The following is a 22,432-nucleotide window of genomic DNA, read 5'->3' on the forward strand; positions in this document are numbered from 1 at the left end:
CCTCTTCGATTAGTCTTCTAATCATTCAACCAATACGCACTGCCGTCATCCTCGCGGTCCAGAAATCCGTAATCGATCAAATACCGGCGGAGCGTCACGTATTCTTCGTCCAGAAAGCGGATCAGAATCTCATTGACTTCCTTCTCATTATACCGGATGCCCTTCTTGAATTTAGCCGTGACATGCTTCAGAAGCGCAACCTTATGCTTCTCCTTGCGCGGCAGCTTGGTGAGCGGGCCATCCGGTCCCAGCGGCAAATATTTGTTCAGCAGCACCGCATACTCGTCCTGCGTCAAGGCATAGCGTTCATCCACCAGCGGGGCTGTTCGATGGATCGGCACGAACTTTGCTCCGCTCGGCACCTTGCTGTCCATCATCTCGATAATGGCGAGGAACAGCTTCGCCTGCTTCGCTTTCTCCTTCAGCGCGAACCGGTGATTGCGGATTGTCGAGGCGCTGCCGCCGCCCGTTAGCCGGACTGTGTCTGCATCGGACATGCCGGAGGCGAAAGCGCCGATCAGCTGCTTCTGCAGATCCGTCAGCCCCGTCGCCTTCTTATCCAGTGACAAATAATATTCAAGCATCGAGCCATGGACGGCTCCAATATGATAAACCGCATATTTACGAGCCTCCAGAAAACGGCCGTCTGCCGGGAACACGACCCCTTCTTCGAACGATTCGCCGCATAGGAGACAAACATAGCTTTCTGATTCTGCTTCGTATAGGAAGCCTTGCTTCAATTCATGCAGCGAAGCACGATCGAATAAGTCCGAGAATATCATAAAACCAAACAACTCCTTATTTCGTCTGCCATAATAATAGACATTATATTATCTTGTTTGTTTTTTATCAATATCCTTACTTAAAAAATCAGCCATCCCGGAATAACAAAGGACCGCCCAAGCGTCATCCTGCGATGACTTCCCGGACGGTCCCAGTGTATAAGGATCGACTTTCAACCTCGTTCACATGCGATAAGTTTTAATTTTCTTCGCTTCAACCTGCGCCTCGAAGCGGCCGGATTGCACGGGAATCGCAGCATGCGGCTGCTCAAGCAAATTCGCAGCCATCACTTCACTCTCCAAGCCATCGGCTGCTATAGAAACGACGGACGCCTTATTCTCGACATTATAGATCCGCAGTACGGCGTTATTGCCATCCACGGACCATTTCAATGCAGACAGCATAACCTCGCCGTCCACCTCCAGGAACGACCTGCGCAGCGGAAGCGCCGGCTTATTCGCATTCGGATCCTCTTCCTTGAACAACCCTTTATGAGCCGTATCCTGCACCCACGCCCTTCCTCGGGTCCACCGCTCTTGATCGATCGGATGCAGCTTCGTCTTGACGCCTTGGTGGAAGCGCTCCGCCTCCTGATAGAGGCGTGTCTTCGATTCATTCGAGAACGGACGAATCGACAGCTCGACTGTAGAAGCTCCGAGACATTGCCCCTTCGGCTGACGATCCTCCTCCAAGCCGACTTCCTCCCGCATGTTGATCGTCTCAACGCCACGCAGAATCGTGATGCCGATCGTGCGGCCTTGATCGGTCATCTCGTACTCGTACAGACCTTTGGCATAAACAGCAATGCCACCTTCTTCATAGAGCGACGCAACCCACTTCCAGAACGGCTGGGAGTGAGCATCGCGCTGAAACTCACTGCCTTCGTTCCATGCGCGCGCGACCGCATCGAACTGACCTCCCGCGAGCACCTCGCTCGCTGGACCGGCACCTGCGAACAAGAGGCGCAGACGATGATCCTTCACCTGGTTATCCAGCTCCACGGTCATCTTCAATTCCGATGCACCGCGATCCAAGCGGAGTATGACCCGGAACCGGGACGGCTTCATAACCGCCGACCTTCTCCGCTTCGTATGATCAAGGCTCTCGGGCAGCTCCCATACGAATTCATACTTGCATTCCTCGTAAAGCTCGTTTCGCGTCAAACCGGTGAACGATACCGGTCCTTGCCAGACGGAGGGGGTGTCGCCCTCTGCGTTCTTGAATACGTAGAGATCTCCGGCATCGCCGGCATCCTGAAGACGCCCCTGATTGCTGTATATGACACCTGTCGATTTGTCATGAACATGGAACGAGCCGTCCGGCTGCAGCTCCACTTTCAACCGGTCATTTTCCAGGACGGGATATGGCGTCGTCTGCTCGGGCATCTCGCGAACCAAGGCACCTTTCTTATTCGGCCGTACTTGATAAGCCGCGTACCCGAGCGCCGGTGCGTCAGGCTGCCATTCAATGTCGACGCGCTTTACTCTCAGGACGCCAGGCAGATTAATGGGGCTGATCACCTGAATCCGGCTGGGTCGTTCGGAGATGATGCGATACGGGATCATTTGCCCTGCATCGTCCATCAAGGCGAAATCCGCAACCTGATCCTCCTCGAGAAAATAAACCGGCATCCGAATGACGGCGGAAGAGCGAAGCTGGGAGGTATTGAACACAACCGCCTTCTGGTCGCCTAACTCGAATCGATCGGCACTCACTTGCTTCGCGACCGCTTTCATTTTACGGTCGATGATCTCCTCCGCCAATTCCTCCAACCGCGCGTAGCGGTCCATCATATGATCATGCACGATGTCTTGGCTGCAGCCGCATATGCTGTCGTGCGGGTGGTTCTCCATATACAGCTTCCAGAAGTAATCGATCGTCTCCGATTCATAATCATCCAGTTCGGCCATCCGGCAGAATACCGACAGCGGCTCGATCCACTTCTCCACCAGATCGTGACTATGGGCATTCGCCTGCTTTAAGTAAATCCGGCTGGATAAGGTTCCGGCCAGAATACTGTATTCGAAGCATTCCCGCAACTCGCCCGTAACCGTCTCCAGTACACCCTCCGGCTGATCCCGCATATAGGCTTGAACGCCTTGAACATAATCCGTCAGTCTGCTGTGTACGATGTCGATCTCGCCCTCCGACTGTTCGCGCAGCTTGAATAGCACTTCTGTCAGATCGTACTGGGCTTCCAGGTGATCCACGCCGTTCATCATCGCATGATGCGGAGAAGGATTGACCGCCTCCTCCCGCTCGCGCATACCGGCAAAGACGCTCCGGAGCTCTTCTTCTCCACTCGGCAGCCGCTGAGCGCTGTTGTACCAATAATAGAGCAGCATGCCGTCGACGGCGGACCCGTCAGGCGCCTGCCAACGGAAGAAGGGGAGGCGATGCTTCCCGATATCGTAGCCCCGGCCGAACACGCAGTTGTCCAGCCCCACCTCCCGGAAGATCTGCGGCATCTGCCCGATTAATCCGAAGTGATCGGGAAGGTATCCCACCTTCATCTCGCCGCCCAATAGGCGCGAGTCGGCAATTCCGGTTAACAGGTTCCGCACGGTAGATTCGCCGCTGGTCAGAAACAGATCGTTCTGCTGATACCACGGCCCGATCAGAATCCGTCCCTGCTTAATATAAGCCTCAAGGCGTTCGCGATTGCTTGGCCGCAGGGCGTAATAATCCTCCAGAACGATCGTCTGGCCGTCCAAATGAAAATAGCGGAACTCCGGATCGCGGTCCAGCAGCGCAAGCAGCCGGTCGATCAGGTTGACCAGCCGGTAGCGAAATCGTTCAAGCGGCAAATACCATTCACGGTCCCAATGCGTATGCGATATAAAATGATAGGTTTTCTTCGTCGACATAGCGCCACCCTTCCATTATGCAGCATGCCGGGAACTGGGGAGTCCCGGCATGGCTTCAACATTTCGCACTCATAATCGCTTTAACGGCCCGTTCCCCCGAAGCGCAGATCCGCCCAATTGGACTGGTCATCGCCATTGCCGACCCACATGATTTGCTCCCAATTGGCAGGTCCATGCGTGGCCAGCACGGACATTCCGATCGTTCCCCCTTCTTCAGGCGCAAAAGGAATCATCTGCAGCTCAGCCCAAGGAATGGCGATCTCAACGGTATAATGGTTGTTATTAACCGAAGAGGCAATGGTTGCTTCCGTAAGCGGATATTCCGCCGCGCCTCCGTTATGCCCCTCCCGGATCAGAATGTGCGGCTGGCCATCCGGTCCGCTCGACATCTCCCGATTGGGCGCTGACCGTAATTTCTTCGGCACCGTCCCACTCTCCGGGTTGAAGCGTTCCATCGGCTTGAACAGGCGCCGCCGCTTTGGCTGATGTATAGGTCACCTGTTCTTTGATCCACGGCTTAGCTTCCGCCTTCCCATCCTGTTCGTTGGACACACCCACGGATTACCCGTTCAACGTCCAAGTCAACTATCCTTTATGCAAAATTCACTTTCAGCGTCACGATTTGCTTTGACATGACGTTCACCTTCACTGTACTGCCGTCGACGGTCAGTTCGTCCAGAAGCCTGTCGTCTAAATTAACCCGCTGCACGGATAACAGCGGACGATCGAAGCCGAGCACCCCTTCGCCATCTGTATCTTCAATATTGAATATTCGCACGACATAGCCATTCCCGTCATCCGCTTGCTTATAAGCACTTAGAATAAGTTCCTCCGATTCAAGAGTCAGGTATGACTTACGCAAAGGTAAATCCGCTTCCCTCCGATGAGGCGTCTCCCTGTACTGCTTGCCTTGCTTGCGGTTGATGGTCTTAATTCCTGCCGAATAAAGCTGATGCTCCTTCCACAAGCCGGCACGGCTATCCTTCTTCGCCGCGAATAGGCGTATGGCATACTCAAAGTCCAGCTGTCCCAGCAGTTGACCGCCGTCACTTCCATCGCTGAGCACTTCCTTATGCGTGCTCCGGTATAACGTCAAGGCGATCGTGCGCCCGGCGTTATCCCTTACCGAAACTTCGTATAAGCCTTTGCTGTAGAGCGCAAAGCCCCTTTCCCCGTCATCCAACGCCACAATGCCATTATGGGGAACGACCTCGAAGGGCTTGCGCAAATAGTCGGATTGATCGGGAACGCGAACGTCCCGCTTTACGAAATCGAACGGCGTGCTCGTATAATAATGCTCTGCATCCAGACCTGCCGGAAACAGCAGACGCAAGCGATGGTCCCTTGCTGTATTCGTAATCGATGTGCGGCAGTAAATAACCGGATCATCCTTCTTAAGATCGATATAAGTCGTTACCGGCACGTCAACGAGCTCGCTGCTCCGTCCGTTCTCGCCCGCTTCTATGCCCTTGGGCAGCTTCAACGTGAGCTGCACGCGGATTGTCGATTGATAGGCGCCGTCCGCTACCGTCGATATGACCGCTTGAAGTCCGGAAGACCGTACCTTCGTATTGCCGACAGGAGCGATATGGCTCCAGCCGTCCCCGATATCCCCTTCATCCTCGAACACCAGCAGCCCTTTGCAGGTATGTCCGGATCGGATATCCGTCACATCGATGGTTCCGCTCGCGCCTACTTGAACAATGATTCGCCCGTTGTTCCACGTATTCTCATCGGTCTGCATCGAGCCTGTGTGGCGAACAGGGCCAATGAGCTTCGGAGCGCTGTAGGCCAGCGGAGCAGGATGCTCAATCGTATATTTTTCCAGCGTATAGGTGGAATAGCCCATCGCCGGGATGCTGGCGGCGAATGCAATACGGTAACGATCGACCATATCCAATCGCGGCAGCTCGCGGTAAGGCCTGAACTTATTGGCGCTGCCCGAACGGATGCTGAGCACCTGATAGGAAACTTCATTGCGGGCATGATCGAACAGCCGGAAGGAAGTGCCGCCCATTCCCTTCAACGCTACGGCTGCGTCGGATCCCGCAGGAAGCAGAAGCTCCACTTCAATGACACCCTCGATCCCGAAGGAGGAGCTGTTGAAGACCGTAAAGGCTTGGTTGCCGCCCAGTTCCGATTCATTCAAATGGTCGACAATAAAGCTCGTTTGCTCCTTGATCATCTGTTCACTGATTAAGCGGGATTGATCGAAACGATAGATCATATCCTGATGAACCTGATCAATCGAGCAGCCGCAGATGGAATCATGCGGATGGTTCTGCAGCAGATGCTCCCACGCCTTATTCAGAAAACCGGCCGAATAAGGGCGGCCCTCCAGCGATGTCATGACGCCAAGCGGCTCAGCCCACTTTTCCAGGAGCGTCTCGCAACTATAATTGTGCTGTTTGAGATGAATGCGGGAGGATAATGTATTCTCCGGCACCCAGTTGTTGACGCCGTTATATGCCAGCGCTTTTTGTTCGCCTTTATACACCCGCAGCTCGCCGAGCTTACTGCGCAGCTCCTCCAGGTACTTCTCAAGGCTGGAGTGTATGAAGGTAACGTTCAAGCGGTCCGTCTCGTTCAACAGTTTGATGAGCAGAGGCAGCTGCGGTTCAATCTCCACATGATCGACGCCATCCATGCCGATCCCCACCGTCGTCGTCGTCCGCCGATTCTTGAACGCCATATGCGCCACGGCACGGTCGATCAGCTCTTCCTTATGCGCCTCATAGGCATCGTCCCGGTCAAAGAAGGGCCAGCGGAAGGCAAAATAAAAATCGCTATAGCTGCGGTCCTCATCCAGCTTGAGACCCAATACGCGGCTGCCGTCGGCGCCTTCCCACCATATTTCGGACGGGTCGGCATCGCCGTGAAAGCCCCGGAACAAGACGGCATTATCGATGCCGAAGCCCTGCAGAATTTGCGGCATCTGGCTGTTATGGCCGAAGATATCGACGACAAACCCGGACATCATGGGCTCCACGCCCCATGAGCGCGATTGGCTCATCCCTTTCTGAATGTTGCGGATCAATGATTCCCCGCTGACGAGAAATTCATCGGGCATGACATACCACGGGCCAATATCGATACGTCCCGCTTGGATCAGCTTCTGCAGCCGCTCGCGGTTCTCCGGCCGGATTTCCAAATAATCGTCCAGTACGATCGTCTGTCCGTCCATCATAAAATGCTTATATTCCGGATCCTTCTCCATATGATCGATCAACTCGTCGATCATGTACACGAGTCGAGCCCGAAACCCTTGAAAATCCTGATACCATTCCCGGTCCCAGTGTGTTTGCGAGACCACGTGTATCGTTTCGATGCCGTTTGTTTCTTTACTCATAACCGATTCTCCCTCCAATAATCCACCGTATTTGCACAGACAACTGCTTCAAGACCAGGGAAGCAGCCGAAGCCCTCCACCCTCCGCGTGAACTGTGAAAGACAGACTCTCGTCCCCTTCACGGCGGTAATCGAAACCGGTAAGGGACCGGTAATAAAGATGCCCTGCAAATGGTTCTGCCAAGGACAAGCCAATACCTTTTTACCCGTCATTCAAAACAATAGAACATTTATGCTATAGATCCTGCAAAAATGAAATAATATGCCCACACTTCCTAATTAAACAATACAGGTGATTTAAGGTTAGCTTACACACTCCACCTTAACCTGTCAATATAATAATACAATATGACATATTATTAAAACGATGAATTTCCAGCCGCCTTATGTCTTATCGACAATATACATTTTCCGGTTGAAAGCAAGAAAAGCCTGGAAGCTTGCGGCTATCAGATAATGATCCGATAGCTGCAGGTTTCCAGGCCGTGTCATTCGTTTGTTCATCCATTTGTTCGTTGCTTGCTTGCTTCAACGATCCTCGCTCACGACAAGCAAATCGATATGTCTGGCGCTGCGCAGCAGACGGCGCGCAACGTCATCATGCCGCATTCGCAGCAGCAGTCTCCTGCTGCGGCTATGATTGCCGCTCTGACCAACGATCACTTGCGTGGTTTTCAAGCTTCTCGAATGCGCCAGCAGCGTGTCCGCCACGCCCTTTCCTTCCGAAGCCGCAATCACTTCAAACCGGCCGCCAAGCCGCTCTGTCAGTGTGCGAAGCGCTTCCAGGTTCTTCGCCTTCAATCCGTTCGGATCTGGAGCTCCATCGTCGGAATGGACGACATGCCAGGCCGCCTTAAGCCGGTGCGCGATCCGAAACCCGCGCCGTACGAGTCTTAATGCCAGATCACTGGCCGATACGCAGACGAAGATCACCTCTTGACGGCGCAGCGGTCCCCGAAGGGCGCTCTTGCGGTCCCATGCCTCGAGACGTTCGTCCACATTGTCTGCGATTTCCCGCAAAGCCAGCTCACGCAGTGCAATCAGGTTGCCGATTTTGAAAAAAGCGCCGAGCGCCTGCTCTACCTTCTCCTTGCCGTAGATCTTTCCCTGCCGCATTCGCTGCTGAAGCATTTGCGGCGTGACATCGATCAGCTCCACCTCTTCGGCCTGCTGCAGAACCCAGTCGGGTACCGTCTCCCGCACGCGTACGCCTGTAAGCTGCTGTACGGCATCGTTCAAACTTTCCAAATGCTGCACGTTAACCGTTGTCATCACCGTAATGCCTGCATCGAGGAGACGAAAGACATCCTCGTATCGCTTCTTGTTCTTGCTTCCAGGCACATTCGTATGAGCCAGCTCATCGACAAGAACTACCTCCGGATTACGGGCGATGATGGCATCGGTATCCATTTCCTCCAGCATCGCGCCCCGGTATTCCGTTTGAAGACGTGGAATAACAGGCAGATTGCCGAGCTGCTGTGCCGTTTCGAGACGGCCGTGCGTTTCGAGCAAGCCGACGACGGCATCGATCCCTTTGCCGAGCAGCGTATTGCCTTCCTTCAGCATGCGATAGGTCTTGCCGACACCTGGAGCAGCTCCGATATAGATGCGAAGCCGCCCGCGGCGTATCGCCGCAATCTGCTCCTCCACCTCTTCCTCGCTCAATCTCCGGTATCCGGACCTGGCGCTTCGGACTTCGCGCCTCGCCGGCATAATCCGTTCCCCCTCATACTCGGCCCGATCCGCGATATAGAACAAATCGATGTGCTCATTGCCGCGGAGCAGCCTTTGGGTAACAGAACCGTACAGCAGTTCCTCCCAGCGGTTCTGCTTGGAATGTCCAAGAATGATGCGCGTTACCCCTTTCTGGAGAGCGTAGCGCAGCAAATCCGCCGGAAGCCGCCTTCTCGACCGCAGCGGAAGCTCTTCATGATCCGCCCCCAGCTTGTTTGCCAGCTTCATTAATGATTTCCGGAATGCCGATTGAAGCTTCGTTAACGTTTTGCCCGGCTTCACGAAGGTTACCGTCAGTAGATCGCCGTTCAGCCGTTTGGCAATCTGCTGCCCTCTTCGAAGGTGGATCGAACCGTTCCAATGATATTGCGTCAAGACCAAAATCCGCTCCGATGCTCCGGATGGTCCGATCAAGCCCATCCGTTCACGATGCTTCTCAAGCGAATCGTTCACATCCTCGGCGACCAGTCGCAGCGTCAGCTCGCGCAGCACGCCAAGATTACCGCGCGCGAACAAGGCACGATCGCTGCCATTCCCGATCACCCCATCCTCCAGCCGCTGCAGCATGGTCTCCGGCGGCACATCGACGAGCTGCACCTCGTCCGCAAGCTCCAGCGTATCAGCAGGCAGGACCTCCTCCGCAACAATGCCCGTGAGCCTTTGCGCCAATATATTCACGCCTTCGAGCTCGTATACGTTGACCGTCGCCATAACGCCGATTCCATTGTTCAATAGATGCTTGATGTCGTCGAGACGGGTTGGAAACCGGGCTCCCGGGCGATTGCGGTGAGCAAGCCCGTCGACAAGAACAAGCTCGGGATTGCGCTCCAGAAGAGCATCCAAATTGAGATCCTTCTGCACCGTTCCGTCCTTCTCCCAACGAATGCTGGCTACCCGCTCCAAATCAGCCAGCTGGGCGGTCGTCTCCGGCCGGCTGAGTGTCGATACCGCGCATAGGACGACATCGATCCCCTGCTGCTTCAAGCTCTGCCCTTCTCCCAGCATGCGATAGGTCTTGCCCGTACCGGTCATCGCTCCAATCCAGATTTTAAACCGCCCCCGATGCAGCCGCGATACCGACAACAGCAATTCCTCGGGCGTTTTTCGCCGATATTGCAATTCAATCCCCCTCCCCCAAAGCTGTAGTTAATAGGATACTCTCCGTTCACGAAGTATAGGTTTCTCGTTCTTATGGACACTATCCCCCTGGATCAGTTCACTTTCACTCAGGTCTCGCATTCTTATCGGTACTATCCCCTTGGGTCAGTTCACTATCACTCAGGTCTCACATTCCTGTGGACACTATCCCCTTGGATCAGTCCACTTTCACTAAGGTCTCGCATTCTTATCGGCACTATCCCCTTGGGTCAGTTCACTTTCATTCAGGTCTCGCGTTCTTATGGACACTATCCCCTTGGATCAGTCCACTTTCACTCAGGTCTCGCATTCTTATGGACACTATCCCCTTGGATCAGTCCACTTTCACTCAGGTCTCACATTCTTATGGGCACTATCCCCTTTGATCAGTCCACTTTCACTCAGGTCTCGCACTCTTATGGACACTAATTCAAACTAGAATGTTGACGCGTTCAGTTCCGTGTTCTAGCCCACATACCTTCATCGCAAGTGGACATAGCGGTTCAACCCCCTAATATTGGACACTAACCACGCTCATACTACCGAAATTACATCATAGCGCAATTTCTTTCGGTTTTAGTGCTCCGGAGGTAACCAAACGTAAGTATTCTTTGGGAGGCCAGTCTTTAAGACTGCCGTGAATACGATCATTGTTGTAATAACGAATGAATCGATCGACCTCAGCAAAAGCTTCTTCGTAACGTTCAAAGCAATTGCGGAGGTAACATTCCCTCTCCAAAATGCTGTGGAACGATTCAATATACGCGTTCTTATTTGGCGTTTGGTTCGGGATACGCTCATGCTCAACGCCTGCCTGCTCACAAAAGGCATAGAAGGCTTTGCTAATGAACTGAGGCCCATTGTCCGTCCGAATCACCAGCTTGTCAGCTTGCTCATGTATGTTGCGTTTCAGTAAGGCTTTTTGTACCGTCCTTATGACATCACTTGTGCTGCATGTTTTACCCCGATGGTACGCCACAATGGCACGGTCGAACACATCGATGATGCTTGCAAGGTAGAAGTGTCGGCGCACTCCGGCGATATACCCGTACTTAATATCCAACTGCCACAGTTGGTTTGGTCCTGTAACGGTCCGGTTATTCGCGATCTTTTTGGGTACGGAATGGCTTGTTTCTCGCTGTGGAGCAAGTAGGTGAAGTTCCTTGCAAAGCCGGTACACTTTCTTCTTGTTGATGACCAACCGGTATCTCCGACGCAACAAGACGGTCATTTTCCGGTAGCCAAAAGATGCGTTGGGCCCTTGAAACAGACGTCGTAAATACGTCTTTATCCGAATATCGCTGACAACTTTTCCTGTTTTATCGTACGAATAGCCCGGAATCGAACGTCCCGTACTTACAGGCTTCCGCCTTTCAGGATGCCGCAAGTGGTAGTAATACGTGGAGCGAGGCACATCACAGATTCGTAGCACCGTCCGAACGGGATGACCTCGTTCAATCCATGCTAGCGCTGTCTCCAGTCGGGGTGCTTTTTTTACCAGCTCTCTTAATATGCTGAGCTCTAATTCCTTCTCACCCAGCTGCTTGATCGCTTGGTCATATCGTTGCTGGAGCTCCTCCAGTTCGGCTGCATCTTGCTTTAGTTTTTCTGCATCGTCACGTTTCTTTGCCATCAGTTCGTCCACCTCATCCTGGTATTGCCGGACCCAGTTACTAAGCGTTTTTGGGGACATTCCGTGTTGACGTGCTACCACTTCTGTTCGATAACCGGATAACACTTCAACCACTAACTCCTTCTTCACTTGAACGGGGCACCGAAACCGTCTCTTCATGAACCTTCACCTGCTTATCTATTAGTGTATCTGAAGTGGGTGAAGTGTCCAAGTGGATTAGGGGGCTATATAGATAGCATCCGTTATTTGTGACAAACCCCTAATATTGACGCACCGTTCGGACATCAGATCCGCTATTGGCACCAAGTCACCACATTTCCTCCGATATTCGCATGAATAACGGCTCTGGTGTCCGCTACCTCCCCAATTCGGCTCGATATTCAACATTAGCGTACCTGATGTCCGTTCCAAGTCCAGCCCACTTACCCCTGCATTGCACAGACATAGAATCCGTTATTTGTGACAAACCCCTAATATTGACGTACCGTTCGGACATCAGATCCGCTATTGGCACCAAGTCACCACATCTCCTCCGATATTCGCAAGAATAACGGCTCTGGTGTCCGCTACCTCCCCAATTCGGCTCGATATTCAACATTAGCGCACCTGATGTCCGATCCAAGTTCAGCCCACTTACCCCTGCATTGCACAGACATAGAATCCGTTATTAATGACAAACCCCTAATATTGACGTACCGTTCGGACATCAGATCCGCTATTGGCACCAAGTCACCACATTTCCTCCGATATTCGCATGAATAACGGCTCTGGTGTCCGCTACCTCCCCAATTCGGCTCGATATTCAACATTAGCGTACCTGATGTCCGTTCCAAGTTCAGTCCACTTACCCCTGCATTGCACAGACATAGAATCCGTTATTTGTGACAAACCCCTAATATTGACGCACCGTTCGGACATCAGATCCGCTATTGGCACCAAGTCACCACATTTCCTCCGATATTCGCATGAATAACGGCTCTGGTGTCCGCTACCTCCCCAATTCGGTTCGATATTCAACATTAGCGCACCTGATGTCCGATCCAAGTCCAGCCCCGCCCCTTCTCGATTACAGCGCGGAATTACTGCATTTTGTGCAACAATTGCATCAGTATCGCTCTAAGAACAAGTAAATATTGCACTTTTTGCAACAATAAACAGAGAATCACCCTCATAGCCGGCCTTTGAATCCGAATTGTTGCATTTTATACAGCTTCAGCCGTACCTTCCCAACTCCAACGCAGAAATATTGCACTTTTTGCAACAATAGCGTACCCGCCCGATGACTATTTCATTGCTAATCCCATGAATTCCTGGCATCAATAGCGATAGTAGATCGTCGACCGAACCTCGTCTCCTTCAACACCCTTCCTGAACGAAAGAGATGGTGGTGATAAGCTGCTGGACGAGGCCTCACCTCACCGACACCTACTGAACCACAGGGATAGTGACCAAAAAAGTTTTTTGCTGAGATTCAGCCTCCTTCGTCCTCTGAGCCATCGGGATGGTGCACATAACATAGCCACAGACCCAGCCTCTCCTGCACCACCGAAACGCTCCTGAACCACAGAGATAATGACCCTATAGATTTCATCCTATGATCATCGCCATTCCATTCCTGAGCCAACGGGATAGTGGAGATAAGCTGCTATACGAGGTTTTTCCTACACTATCCTCCTTCCGAACCACTTGATACCGGACAAAAGAATCCTAGGGATGGCGAGCACGAGGTTCCAATCAGCCCACCATCCCATAGCGTGAAATCTCATCCTATTTCACGTATTCTTTTAGCGCCATATTCAGCTTGAGCACATTTACTCTCGGATCGCCGAACACGCCGAGATCGCGTTCTTCGGTATGCTCATCTACAAGCTTGGTTAGCTGCTCCGCTGTTAACCCTGTCAGCTTGCTGATTCTTGGAATTTGAACCTTCGCCGATTCCGGTGTAATGTGCGGGTCCAGTCCGGAACCGGAGTTCGTCAGCAGCGCAATCGGCACGCGGTCGATCGGTACGTCCGGATTCGCCTTCTGCCACGCCTCCATCGATGTCTCCACTCTTGCGATCAAATCGGCGTTAGATGGTCCATAGTTGTTCGATCCCGATCCTTCCGCCTTGTAATCGATACTCGATATACGCCCGTGAAAATATGCCGGATCGGTAAACGGTTGACCGATCAATTCGGAGCCTACAACCAGACCGTCCCGGTCCTCCAACACGCTGCCATTGGCTTGATCCGGGAACAGAAGCTGAGCCGCTCCCGTACTCACGAGCGGATAGACCAAACCGCACAATACGATAAACACCAGGCTCGCCCGAACAGCAACCGCCCAGACCGATCCGCTCCATGCCCCACCGCTATCTTGTTCTATATTCACAGCTTGCTTCATTGTTACCTTCCTCCTAGTGGCAATCGTACCGCACCGCATGCCAAGCTCTATGCAGTGCAGCACGACTTCCATTATCTGTTATACCCACAAATGGACGATCATGTCGATTAGTTTGATTCCAACAAACGGTGCGATAACACCGCCGAGCCCATAGACGACCAAATTCCGGCTAAGCAGCTTCGCCGAGCTCATCGGTTTGTACGCTACGCCCTTCATTGCAAGCGGGATGAGCAGTGGAATGATGATCGCATTGAATAGGAGCGCCGACAGAATCGCGGAGTATGGCGAACCGAGCCGCATGACATTCAGCACGTTCATCTCGGGAATCGCGAGCAAGAATATCGCGGGGATAATGGCAAAATATTTGGCCACATCGTTTGCAATACTGAACGTTGTCAGCGCGCCGCGAGTCATGAGCAGCTGTTTCCCGATGGCCACGACCTCGATAATCTTGGATGGATCCGAATCGAGATCGACCATGTTCGCCGCCTCCTTGGCTGCGACCGTGCCGCTGTTCATCGCAAGTCCCACATCGGCCTGCGCAAGCGCCGGAGCATCATTCGTCCCGTCCCCTGTCATGGCGACCAGCTTGCCTTGCGCTTGTTCTCTACGTATGACGGCGATTTTGTCTTCGGGCTTGCTCTCCGCGATGAAATCGTCCACGCCCGCTTCACGGGCAATCGTCGCAGCCGTTAGCGGGTTATCCCCCGTACACATGATAGTACGGATGCCCATTCTGCGGAGCTCGTCGAAGCGTTCCTTCATTCCTGGCTTCACCGTATCCTTCAAATAAATAAGCCCATAAATCCGGTTACCCGCCGCAACCGCCAAAGGCGTGCCTCCCGCCGAGGCAATGCGTTCCGTTACCGCATCCAAGTCGCTTGGAAGCTTGCCGCCTTGCACTGCGACCCACTGCTTCACGGCATCGACCGCCCCTTTGCGAACGGACAGACCGCTCGTTAGGTCAACGCCGCTCATGCGCGTTTCGGCTTTAAACTCGATGAACTGGCCTCCTTCCGCGATTGCCGCGTCATACGTGAACCCTTGTTTGTTCATAAGCTCAAGCACAGAGCGCCCTTCCGGCGTCTCGTCCTGCAAGGAGCTGATAGCCGCCCATGCCGCAATCTCTTCAGCCGCTGCGCCGCCGACCGGCACGAATTCGCTCGCCATCCGGTTTCCGTACGTAATCGTGCCAGTCTTATCGAGAATCATCGTGTTGATATCCCCGGAAGCTTCAACCGCTTTGCCCGACATCGCCAGTACATTGAACTGCGTCACGCGATCCATCCCCGCAATGCCGATTGCGGACAGGAGACCGCCGATTGTGGTGGGGATCAGGCAGACGAGCAGCGCGATCAGCACCGGGATTTCCAAATCCACGCCGACATACTTCGCGATCGGCGCCAATGTGACCACCACGATCAGAAAAATGAGCGTCAGGCTGATAAGAAGCGTATTTAACGCGATTTCATTCGGAGTCTTCTGCCGCTTCGCCCCTTCAACGAGCGAAATCATCCGGTCGATGAACGACTCGCCCGGATCGCTCGTAATGCGAACGACGATACGGTCGCTGACGACCCGGGTACCTCCTGTGACCGAGCTGAAATCGCCTCCCGCTTCTTTAATCACAGGTGCGGATTCACCCGTAATCGCCGATTCGTCAACCGAGGCAAGCCCTTCGATCACTTCGCCGTCGCCCGGAATCATCTCTCCCTGCTCTACGATGACAGTGTCTCCTTTGCGAAGCATCGATGCTTGTATGACCGTTATCTCACCATTGACCAGCTTGTTCGCAGCCACTTCCCGCTTCGTCTTCTTCAGCGAGTCCGCCTGCGCCTTCCCCCTGCCCTCGGCGAGCGCTTCGGCAAAGTTCGCAAACAGAACGGTTACCAGCAGAATCAGGAACACGGTCAGATTGAACGCGAACCGTTCCTCAGCATTGAACCAGCTTGGAAACAGGGTTAGAAGCAGCACGAGGAACGTTCCGATTTCAACGATGAACATGACCGGATTCCGGATCATGGACGCCGGGTTCAGCTTGATGATACTATCGATTACAGCCTGCTTGACGATATCGCCCGTCAGCAGCTTTTTACGTTGCTGCAGTTGTTGTTTCATCTTCTCTTCCCCTCACTTAACGAAGCGTTAAATATTCCGCAACCGGCCCCAGCGCAATGACCGGAAGAAATGTTAGTGCGCCAATCAACAGCACCGTCCCGATAATAATCCCCGTGAATAGCGCATTATCCGTACGGAATGTCCCGATCGTCTCCGGTACATGCGTCTTGCGGACGAACGATCCGGCGACGGCTAGCATAGCCATCATGGAGATGTACCGGCCGAAGAACATGACCAATCCGGTCGTAATGTTCCAGAACGGCGTGTTATCCGCTAGTCCTTCGAAACCGGACCCGTTATTGGCGGCCGAAGAGGTGTACTCGTACAAGACTTGAGAAATCCCATGGAAGCCCGGATTGGTTATCGAGCCGCTGCCCAGGTCGGTCAAGAAGGCTATCGCCGTCGGAGCCAGAATGATCAACGGATGCACCAGGATGGCAATGGCGAGAAGCTTCATCTCGCGCGGTTCAATCTTGCGGCCTAGAAATTCCGGCGTCCGCCCGACCATAAGCCCGCAGATGAATACCCCCAGCATGGCGTACATCAGCATATTGATCAGCCCGACGCCTTTGCCTCCGAATACGCAGTTCAACATCATCTGGGCAAGCGGGGCTATACCGCCAAGCGGCGTGAGCGTATCATGCATGTTATTGACGCTGCCGGTAGTGGCCGCGGTCGTCACCGTCGTGAACAAGGCGGATTGAGCGATGCCGAAGCGCACCTCCTTGCCTTCCATGCTACCTTGCGATGCATCGAAGCCCATGGCGTTCATCGCAGGGCTACCCGCCTTCTCCGAGAAGTAAGTGAGCGAGAGGAAGACAAGGAAGAGTGCCATCATGGCGGTGAAAATAACCCAGCCCTGCTTCGTATTCCGTGCGAAGCGCCCGAACATATAGGGCAACGATGCCGGCATCGCCCACATCATGAGAATCTCAAGCACATTCGTAATGCCATTCGGATTCTCGAACGGGTGCGCCGAGTTGACGCCGAAGAACCCGCCGCCGTTCGTACCGATATGCTTGATCGTCTCCAGCGATGCTACAGGCCCCAGCGGAATATGCTGCGTAACACCTTGCAGCGTAGTAACGACGAGGGTCGGATTTAGCGTCTGCGGGACTTGGAGCGCCACAAGAACGAGCGTCATGATGAACGAGAAGGGCAGGAAGATCCGCATGATCCCTTTCACGAAGTCTTCGAAAAAGTTGCCGATCGTCGTCCCTTTGCTCGTGATCCCCCGCACGAAAGCGACCGCAACGGCGAATCCCGTGGCTGCCGACGTGAACATCATCATCGTGATGACGGCCATCTGGGTGAGGTAGGTAACGCCAGACTCCCCGCTGTAATGCTGCAGGTTCGTGTTGGTCACAAAGCTGATAATCGTATTGAAAGCAAGCGTTGATTCCATATTTCCGTTACCGCTCGGGTTAAGCCATAATCCGCCCTGTACCCGCAGCAGTAAATAACCGATCGCGACAAGCACGACATTGGTGGCGATGATGCTAAGCGCATAAATCTTCCACGTCATGCCTTCCCGCTTCTTCAGCCCGATCAGCTTATAGATCGCCCGTTCCATGCCTCCGAATATGCGGTCCGTCCAATTCGATTCATTCGAGAACACATGATAGACATACGTGCCCAGCGGCTTTACCAGCAGCATCAGGACAATAATGACGATGACGATTTGCAAGATATCCATTGATCAACAGCCTCCTAGAACTTCTCCGGGTGAATCAGTGCATAAACCAAATACATGAATACAAGCAAAGTAAGGATAAGCGTCACAATCATGCTTCGTTCCCTCCCGCATCTTCAATCACTTTACCGCACCAGTTGGCAAAACCGGCTGCTAGCGCGAATCCCGCTGCCAGCATGACAAGCATCCCTATATCGCTCATGCTTAAATTCTCCCTATTCATCCCTAATATTCAATTTTTACCCATTCTGAGCATGAAAAAAGAAGCCTGCGGGCATGAGGAACATGACCCGTGGCTTCAACGATTCACAGCAAGGAAGAATTCTGCCGTACCCCTTAGAGGGCACAAGAAGAAACGGCTCGCACCATTCCTGGGGGCGACGTTAGTTTCTTCCATTAGACAAATTCATCCCGAGCTGCGACTGCACGTGTTAATGTTGCCTCTCCCTATACGCTTACGAGGTTAGCTGACGGATTCGGGCGCGAGAGTCGCCCTACCTGGATCAGTCTCCCATTCCAAGATTCACCCCATGGCTTCAGCAATACGCATCGTACTGCTTGCTGGCCGTTGGTTCCCCCGCTCCTTCTTCGAAATCAGAAGGACTCAGCGATAAAGACGGTTAATGCTATGACTGAAACATAACTGCTATCGGTTTCAAATCGTTCTCCTGCTCGGAGGCCTCCGAAAATGGTAAGAACAAGAAGATTCGATGAATTGAATCTTACTCCTGCTTCGAATCTCTGTAAAGCGAACCTGAAGCTGATAATACGGCTTTTCCGCTCGATTATCGCGCATAAGCAGCGCTTACATTCCTATAAATATCCGTCTTGCTCGCTCATTCGCATTCATTCTGCGCCTTTCAAAAAAAGCGGCGGACATTCGGGAAGGGATATCATCCAAAAATGCACAAAAAAGCTGTCGGATAAATCTCGACAGCTTAAAGCAGCCATTTCATCGGAATGCCTGCATGCATGCAGCGGCTCGCCTCCATAGCCTCAAGGTTCATTCCCGCCGGTCCGGCGGCAGCGCAAAGGCGAGAAGTCCGAGGAGCGGCAGAAAGCTCGACCAGGTCAGAACGCGGTCAAGTCCCCATATATCGCCCGCTTCTCCAATGATCACCGCCCCGATCGCCCCCATTCCGAAGGCCAAGCCGGTAATGAGCCCTGAAGCCATGCCAACCTTGCCTGGGAGAAGCTCCTGCGCGTAGACGACGCTTACGGAAAATCCGGAGAGCAGGATGACGCCCAGCAAGAATATAACGGGATAAATCAAGAATGATGGCAAATAAGGGAGTAGTAACGCGAACGGAGCCGCTCCCCCGATGGAAATCAGTATCATCCGCTTCCGGCCGAACCGGTCGGCCAGAATACCGCCCAAGAAGGTGCCGAGCACGCCTGCTGCCATGAAGAGAAAGATCGGCACCTGCGCCGCCCGCAGCGAGAAATCCCGGAAATCTTCCAAGTAGATTTGATAATACGTCGAGATTCCGGTTGTATACCACGATCTCGCAAATACGAGCAGGATGAGCAGGAATAGAGCAACTCCAACATTCTGGCGCACCTGCTTGGCATCCCCACTCTCCGGCGCTTTCGCCGCCCGTTTCACCGGCTTGCCGTGTGTGACAAGCTGAGAACGGTACCAAGGAACGACGCGGATCAGAATAATGATCGCCGCCGCGGCAAGCAGCGTCCCCCATATCGCACCGGACTGGCCCAATGGCACGAAGATGAAGATGGTCATTAGCGGTGCCAATGAGCTGCCTGCATTACCTCCCACCTGATAGATCGATTGCGCCAAGCCGCGCCGCCCGCCCGCCGCGAAATATACGACCCGCGACCCTTCCGGATGAAAGATAGCCGATCCCAGCCCAACGAATACAACCGCCAGCATTAGCGCCCAGAACCCGGGCGAATACGCAAGCCCCGCTACCCCGATCAGGCTTAGAGCCATTCCGAACGGCAGCATCCACGGAGCGGGCCGCTTGTCTGATAAGAAGCCGACTACCGGCTGCATGACCGATGAAGTCATATTCAGGGCGAACGCCACCCATCCAATTTGCCCGAGAGACAGGTCAAGCGATGTACGGACGACCGGGAACATCGCCGTTACAATCGCTTGCATGGTGTCATTCAACATATGTACCGAGCTGATCGCGAATAAGATGGCATACACTGTGCCCGTTTGAACCGCAGCTGCCTTTGTTGTAGCTCCCGCTGCCATGCCCCCACACCCTTCGCTGTAGAATCTACAAGCAAGATTAGCATACATACGTATAGGTGACAATCATTCATAGAAGTATAATTTTATGGGGCCTGATGAGGAGATTTCCCCTATAATTGGAAATGTAAACGTTGACACTGCTCCTGTCCCCCTTTATTCTTGGAATAAGAAGAAACGGCTTTCGCCGAAAACAGGATTAATAGAATATATAGGCCGCCCCGGAGGAGGAACATTGTACCGATGATTCAACGAATAAGCAAGCGAAAGCTAATGAAGCGCGTGGCGTCGGCTGCACTCGTCCTATCGCTTCTGCCTGGCTGTTCGCTGCTGCCCGAAGAAGAAGATTCACTGCAGCCCCCTGTTCTGCAAAAGGTTCAGAAGGAGTATGAAATCGTCGAGGTGAAGCGCGGCAATATCGAGCGGTTCATTACCTCCACGGCAACGGCGACATCCGGCCGCAACATCTCCGTCTCATTCCCGGAAACGGGAGGACGTCTCAAAAATTTATTCGTTAATGTCGGCGATCTTGTCAAAGCCGGCCAGCCGATCGCCGAGCTCGATACCGGCGATTTGCCGATGCGGATCAAGCTGCAGAAGCTCAACGTGGAGAAGAGGAATATTCAATTATTCGAAGCCACCACATCGGAGCTGAGCACGGACGACATCAGGCTCCGGGAACTCGACCTGAAGGGCGAGCGCATGGTACTGGACTCTTTGGAGAAGGAGTACAACAAGGCGCTGCTGTTCGCGCCTATGGACGGTATCGTTACCCATGTGGACAGCTTGCGGACCGGAGAAGGGGTCGAAGCGCTGCGAACGGTCGCGGTCATAGCGGATCCGAATGACGTTGATCTGGTCTATGAAGCTACTGAAGCCAAATCGCTGGTCGGCGCGAAGGTAGACATGGGTGTCGAAGTGACGATCAAGAAGACAAAATACTCGGGCAAAGTATTGCAAACACCTACGACCGCACCGAAAAGCGATGTGGAAAGCGTGAACAGGCGCAACGCCAAATCGCTTATCATCGGTATCCCGTCGCTGCCCAACATTCCGCTGAAAATTGGCGAATATGCGGATTTCAAAATCTTCATGGAGAAGCGGGACAATGTCATCGTCATTCCACGGAATGGACTGCGCAACTATCTGGGCCGGAATTATGTTCAGGTCATGGAGAATGACCGCGTGAAGGAAATCGACGTCGAGACGGGCCTGACGACGAACCGCGAGGTCGAAATCATCAAAGGGCTGGAAGTCGGGCAAAAGGTTATTCTCAATACATAGCCGGCACGAACTGAATCGACAAGAAGAAGCAAGCTGCAGCGGATGCGGCTTGCTTCTTCCTCGTATCGCGCTTATTATACCGACGCATCCCGTTCTTATCCTTCGGCCTCCCTTCTATCCCCTTGCAAGTTTTCGAATCCCATACACGGCAATAAGCCCCAGAGGAAAAACCATGCTGAACGTCAAGTCCCAGAATGGCCAATACAATTTGAGCGATTCGTTGTAAAGAACCGCGTTCGGGGATAGGGCATAGGCGGTGCCAAACAGGAGGATCCCCAGCGGGATCGTCAATGAGCGGTTATCCCGAAGCTTGAACAGCTGCGTAATGCCTGCATTCAATGCATAGAAATAGATGGTGCATTTGAAATAAGTCGAGATAATCCACATGATCGCAAAGATGGCCTCTACCCGTTCCAAAAACTGACCGATGCTTATTTTCTTCGCGAGGGCATACGCCGGGTAATTCTGATGTGCCGTGATATAGGGACCTAACACAAGAATGGTTCCGAGGATTACAGCCAGGATTGAGCAGCCGCCGAATAACGCAGCCAGCATAAAATCCCTGGTCAAGTTTTTGCCCGGACGAACATTCGGAAGCACCATCGCCAGAGCGATCAGTTCAGAGAAGGAGTAAGCGGCCAGATAAATAGAGCCCTGCACAGTGGGAATGATTCCTTCGCCGAGATAGGGTTTGAGATGATCCAGCTTCGTCTCCGGCAGAATGAGGATGATCAAAGCGGCGAAAAACAATAGATAGAGCGGAAGGAAGATTTCACCTGTCCGCACGATCGGCTCTAAGCCGCTCCTCACACCACTCACCAAGATTAGGAGGAGTATCGCCTGAATGCTCCATATCGGCGTTTCCGGCATCATCATGGTGGTCATGAAACTGCCGACTTCCCTAATGATTGCGGATGTCATCAATAGATAATGTACCACGAACAGCAGGGAAAGCGGCCAACCGATCCATTTGCCGAACACCTTCAAATTAAGCTCGATTTGACTAGCACTTGGATTAACCCGGTACTGCAGCAATATGATCGATGCGATAAGCATACCGGCAGCAATACCGATCACCGCCGATATCCAGGCATCCTGTTTGGATGTTGCCGCGATGATAGTCGGCAGGACGAGAATGGAGTCTCCTATACTCATGAAGATGACTAGCGCTGTCATTTGCCGGATACTTATTTTCACATTATCAAGCACATGTCATCACGATCCCTCTACCG

13 protein-coding genes and 1 riboswitch are annotated in these 22,432 nt (G+C 53.1%); of the genes, 1 reads left to right on the top strand and 12 read right to left on the bottom strand.

Annotated elements, in window-relative coordinates; translation table 11 throughout:
- Nucleotides 1-17 precede the first annotated feature (17 nt).
- The 11 genes from L1F29_RS26080 to L1F29_RS26125 form a co-directional block, all read right to left on the bottom strand.
- Entirely contained in the window at nucleotides 18-782 is a 765-nt protein-coding gene (locus L1F29_RS26080; protein WP_258384950.1) for a DUF2087 domain-containing protein, read from the bottom strand.
- A 183-nt stretch (nucleotides 783-965) separates the two neighbouring features.
- A complete protein-coding gene (locus tag L1F29_RS26085; RefSeq protein WP_258384951.1) occupies nucleotides 966-3,650 on the bottom strand; it encodes a glycoside hydrolase family 38 N-terminal domain-containing protein in 2,685 nt (894 codons plus the stop codon).
- Nucleotides 3,651-3,730: 80 nt separating this feature from the next.
- On the bottom strand, nucleotides 3,731-4,075 hold the full coding sequence (locus tag L1F29_RS26090; RefSeq protein ID WP_258384952.1) for a DOMON domain-containing protein: 345 nt from the start codon (nucleotides 4,073-4,075) through the stop codon (nucleotides 3,731-3,733).
- Between the two features lie 167 nt (nucleotides 4,076-4,242).
- A complete protein-coding gene (locus L1F29_RS26095; protein WP_258384953.1) occupies nucleotides 4,243-6,999 on the bottom strand; it encodes an alpha-mannosidase in 2,757 nt (918 codons plus the stop codon).
- Between the two features lie 527 nt (nucleotides 7,000-7,526).
- Complete coding sequence (locus L1F29_RS26100; RefSeq protein ID WP_258384954.1) at nucleotides 7,527-9,851, bottom strand: universal stress protein; 2,325 nt, start codon at nucleotides 9,849-9,851, stop codon at nucleotides 7,527-7,529.
- A 571-nt stretch (nucleotides 9,852-10,422) separates the two neighbouring features.
- The gene (locus tag L1F29_RS26105; RefSeq protein ID WP_258384490.1) at nucleotides 10,423-11,661 is read right to left on the bottom strand and encodes an IS3 family transposase; all 1,239 of its coding nucleotides are present in this window, start codon (nucleotides 11,659-11,661) and stop codon (nucleotides 10,423-10,425) included.
- A gap of 1,608 nt (nucleotides 11,662-13,269) precedes the next feature.
- Nucleotides 13,270-13,887, bottom strand: coding sequence for a potassium-transporting ATPase subunit KdpC (gene kdpC, locus L1F29_RS26110; RefSeq protein ID WP_258384955.1), 618 nt, complete (start codon nucleotides 13,885-13,887; stop codon nucleotides 13,270-13,272).
- Nucleotides 13,888-13,965: 78 nt separating this feature from the next.
- The gene (gene kdpB, locus L1F29_RS26115; RefSeq protein ID WP_258384956.1) at nucleotides 13,966-16,005 is read right to left on the bottom strand and encodes a potassium-transporting ATPase subunit KdpB; all 2,040 of its coding nucleotides are present in this window, start codon (nucleotides 16,003-16,005) and stop codon (nucleotides 13,966-13,968) included.
- 16 nt (nucleotides 16,006-16,021) lie between these two features.
- Nucleotides 16,022-17,701 carry a potassium-transporting ATPase subunit KdpA gene (gene kdpA / locus L1F29_RS26120; protein ID WP_258384957.1) on the bottom strand — a complete coding sequence of 560 codons (1,680 nt, stop codon included), beginning with the start codon at nucleotides 17,699-17,701 and terminating at the stop codon, nucleotides 16,022-16,024.
- A gap of 14 nt (nucleotides 17,702-17,715) precedes the next feature.
- Nucleotides 17,716-17,793 carry a K(+)-transporting ATPase subunit F gene (gene kdpF / locus L1F29_RS34525; protein ID WP_373876565.1) on the bottom strand — a complete coding sequence of 26 codons (78 nt, stop codon included), beginning with the start codon at nucleotides 17,791-17,793 and terminating at the stop codon, nucleotides 17,716-17,718.
- Nucleotides 17,794-18,134: 341 nt separating this feature from the next.
- A riboswitch (cyclic di-AMP (ydaO/yuaA leader) is annotated at nucleotides 18,135-18,318 on the bottom strand.
- 383 nt (nucleotides 18,319-18,701) lie between these two features.
- Complete coding sequence (locus tag L1F29_RS26125) at nucleotides 18,702-19,919, bottom strand: MFS transporter (protein ID WP_258384958.1); 1,218 nt, start codon at nucleotides 19,917-19,919, stop codon at nucleotides 18,702-18,704.
- 240 nt (nucleotides 19,920-20,159) lie between these two features.
- Here L1F29_RS26125 and L1F29_RS26130 point away from each other — a divergent pair, with 240 nt between their 5' ends.
- Nucleotides 20,160-21,200, top strand: coding sequence for an efflux RND transporter periplasmic adaptor subunit (locus tag L1F29_RS26130; RefSeq protein WP_258384959.1), 1,041 nt, complete (start codon nucleotides 20,160-20,162; stop codon nucleotides 21,198-21,200).
- 114 nt (nucleotides 21,201-21,314) lie between these two features.
- On the opposite strand, the gene L1F29_RS26135 is transcribed toward L1F29_RS26130, so the two are convergent.
- Complete coding sequence (locus L1F29_RS26135) at nucleotides 21,315-22,409, bottom strand: GerAB/ArcD/ProY family transporter (RefSeq protein WP_258384960.1); 1,095 nt, start codon at nucleotides 22,407-22,409, stop codon at nucleotides 21,315-21,317.
- Nucleotides 22,410-22,432: the final 23 nt, after the last annotated feature.

Source organism: Paenibacillus spongiae (assembly GCF_024734895.1).
Lineage (GTDB): Bacteria > Bacillota > Bacilli > Paenibacillales > Paenibacillaceae > Paenibacillus_Z > Paenibacillus_Z spongiae.

Coding starts and splice junctions, on each gene's coding strand:
- L1F29_RS26080 (WP_258384950.1), bottom strand. CDS start 782: ATGATATTCTCGGACTTATTCGATCGTGCTTCGCTGCATGAATTGAAG.
- L1F29_RS26085 (WP_258384951.1), bottom strand. CDS start 3,650: ATGTCGACGAAGAAAACCTATCATTTTATATCGCATACGCATTGGGAC.
- L1F29_RS26095 (WP_258384953.1), bottom strand. CDS start 6,999: ATGAGTAAAGAAACAAACGGCATCGAAACGATACACGTGGTCTCGCAA.
- L1F29_RS26105 (WP_258384490.1), bottom strand. CDS start 11,661: ATGAAGAGACGGTTTCGGTGCCCCGTTCAAGTGAAGAAGGAGTTAGTG.
- kdpC (WP_258384955.1), bottom strand. CDS start 13,887: ATGAAGCAAGCTGTGAATATAGAACAAGATAGCGGTGGGGCATGGAGC.
- kdpB (WP_258384956.1), bottom strand. CDS start 16,005: ATGAAACAACAACTGCAGCAACGTAAAAAGCTGCTGACGGGCGATATC.
- kdpA (WP_258384957.1), bottom strand. CDS start 17,701: ATGGATATCTTGCAAATCGTCATCGTCATTATTGTCCTGATGCTGCTG.
- kdpF (WP_373876565.1), bottom strand. CDS start 17,793: ATGATTGTGACGCTTATCCTTACTTTGCTTGTATTCATGTATTTGGTT.
- L1F29_RS26125 (WP_258384958.1), bottom strand. CDS start 19,919: ATGGCAGCGGGAGCTACAACAAAGGCAGCTGCGGTTCAAACGGGCACA.
- L1F29_RS26130 (WP_258384959.1), top strand. CDS start 20,160: ATGATTCAACGAATAAGCAAGCGAAAGCTAATGAAGCGCGTGGCGTCG.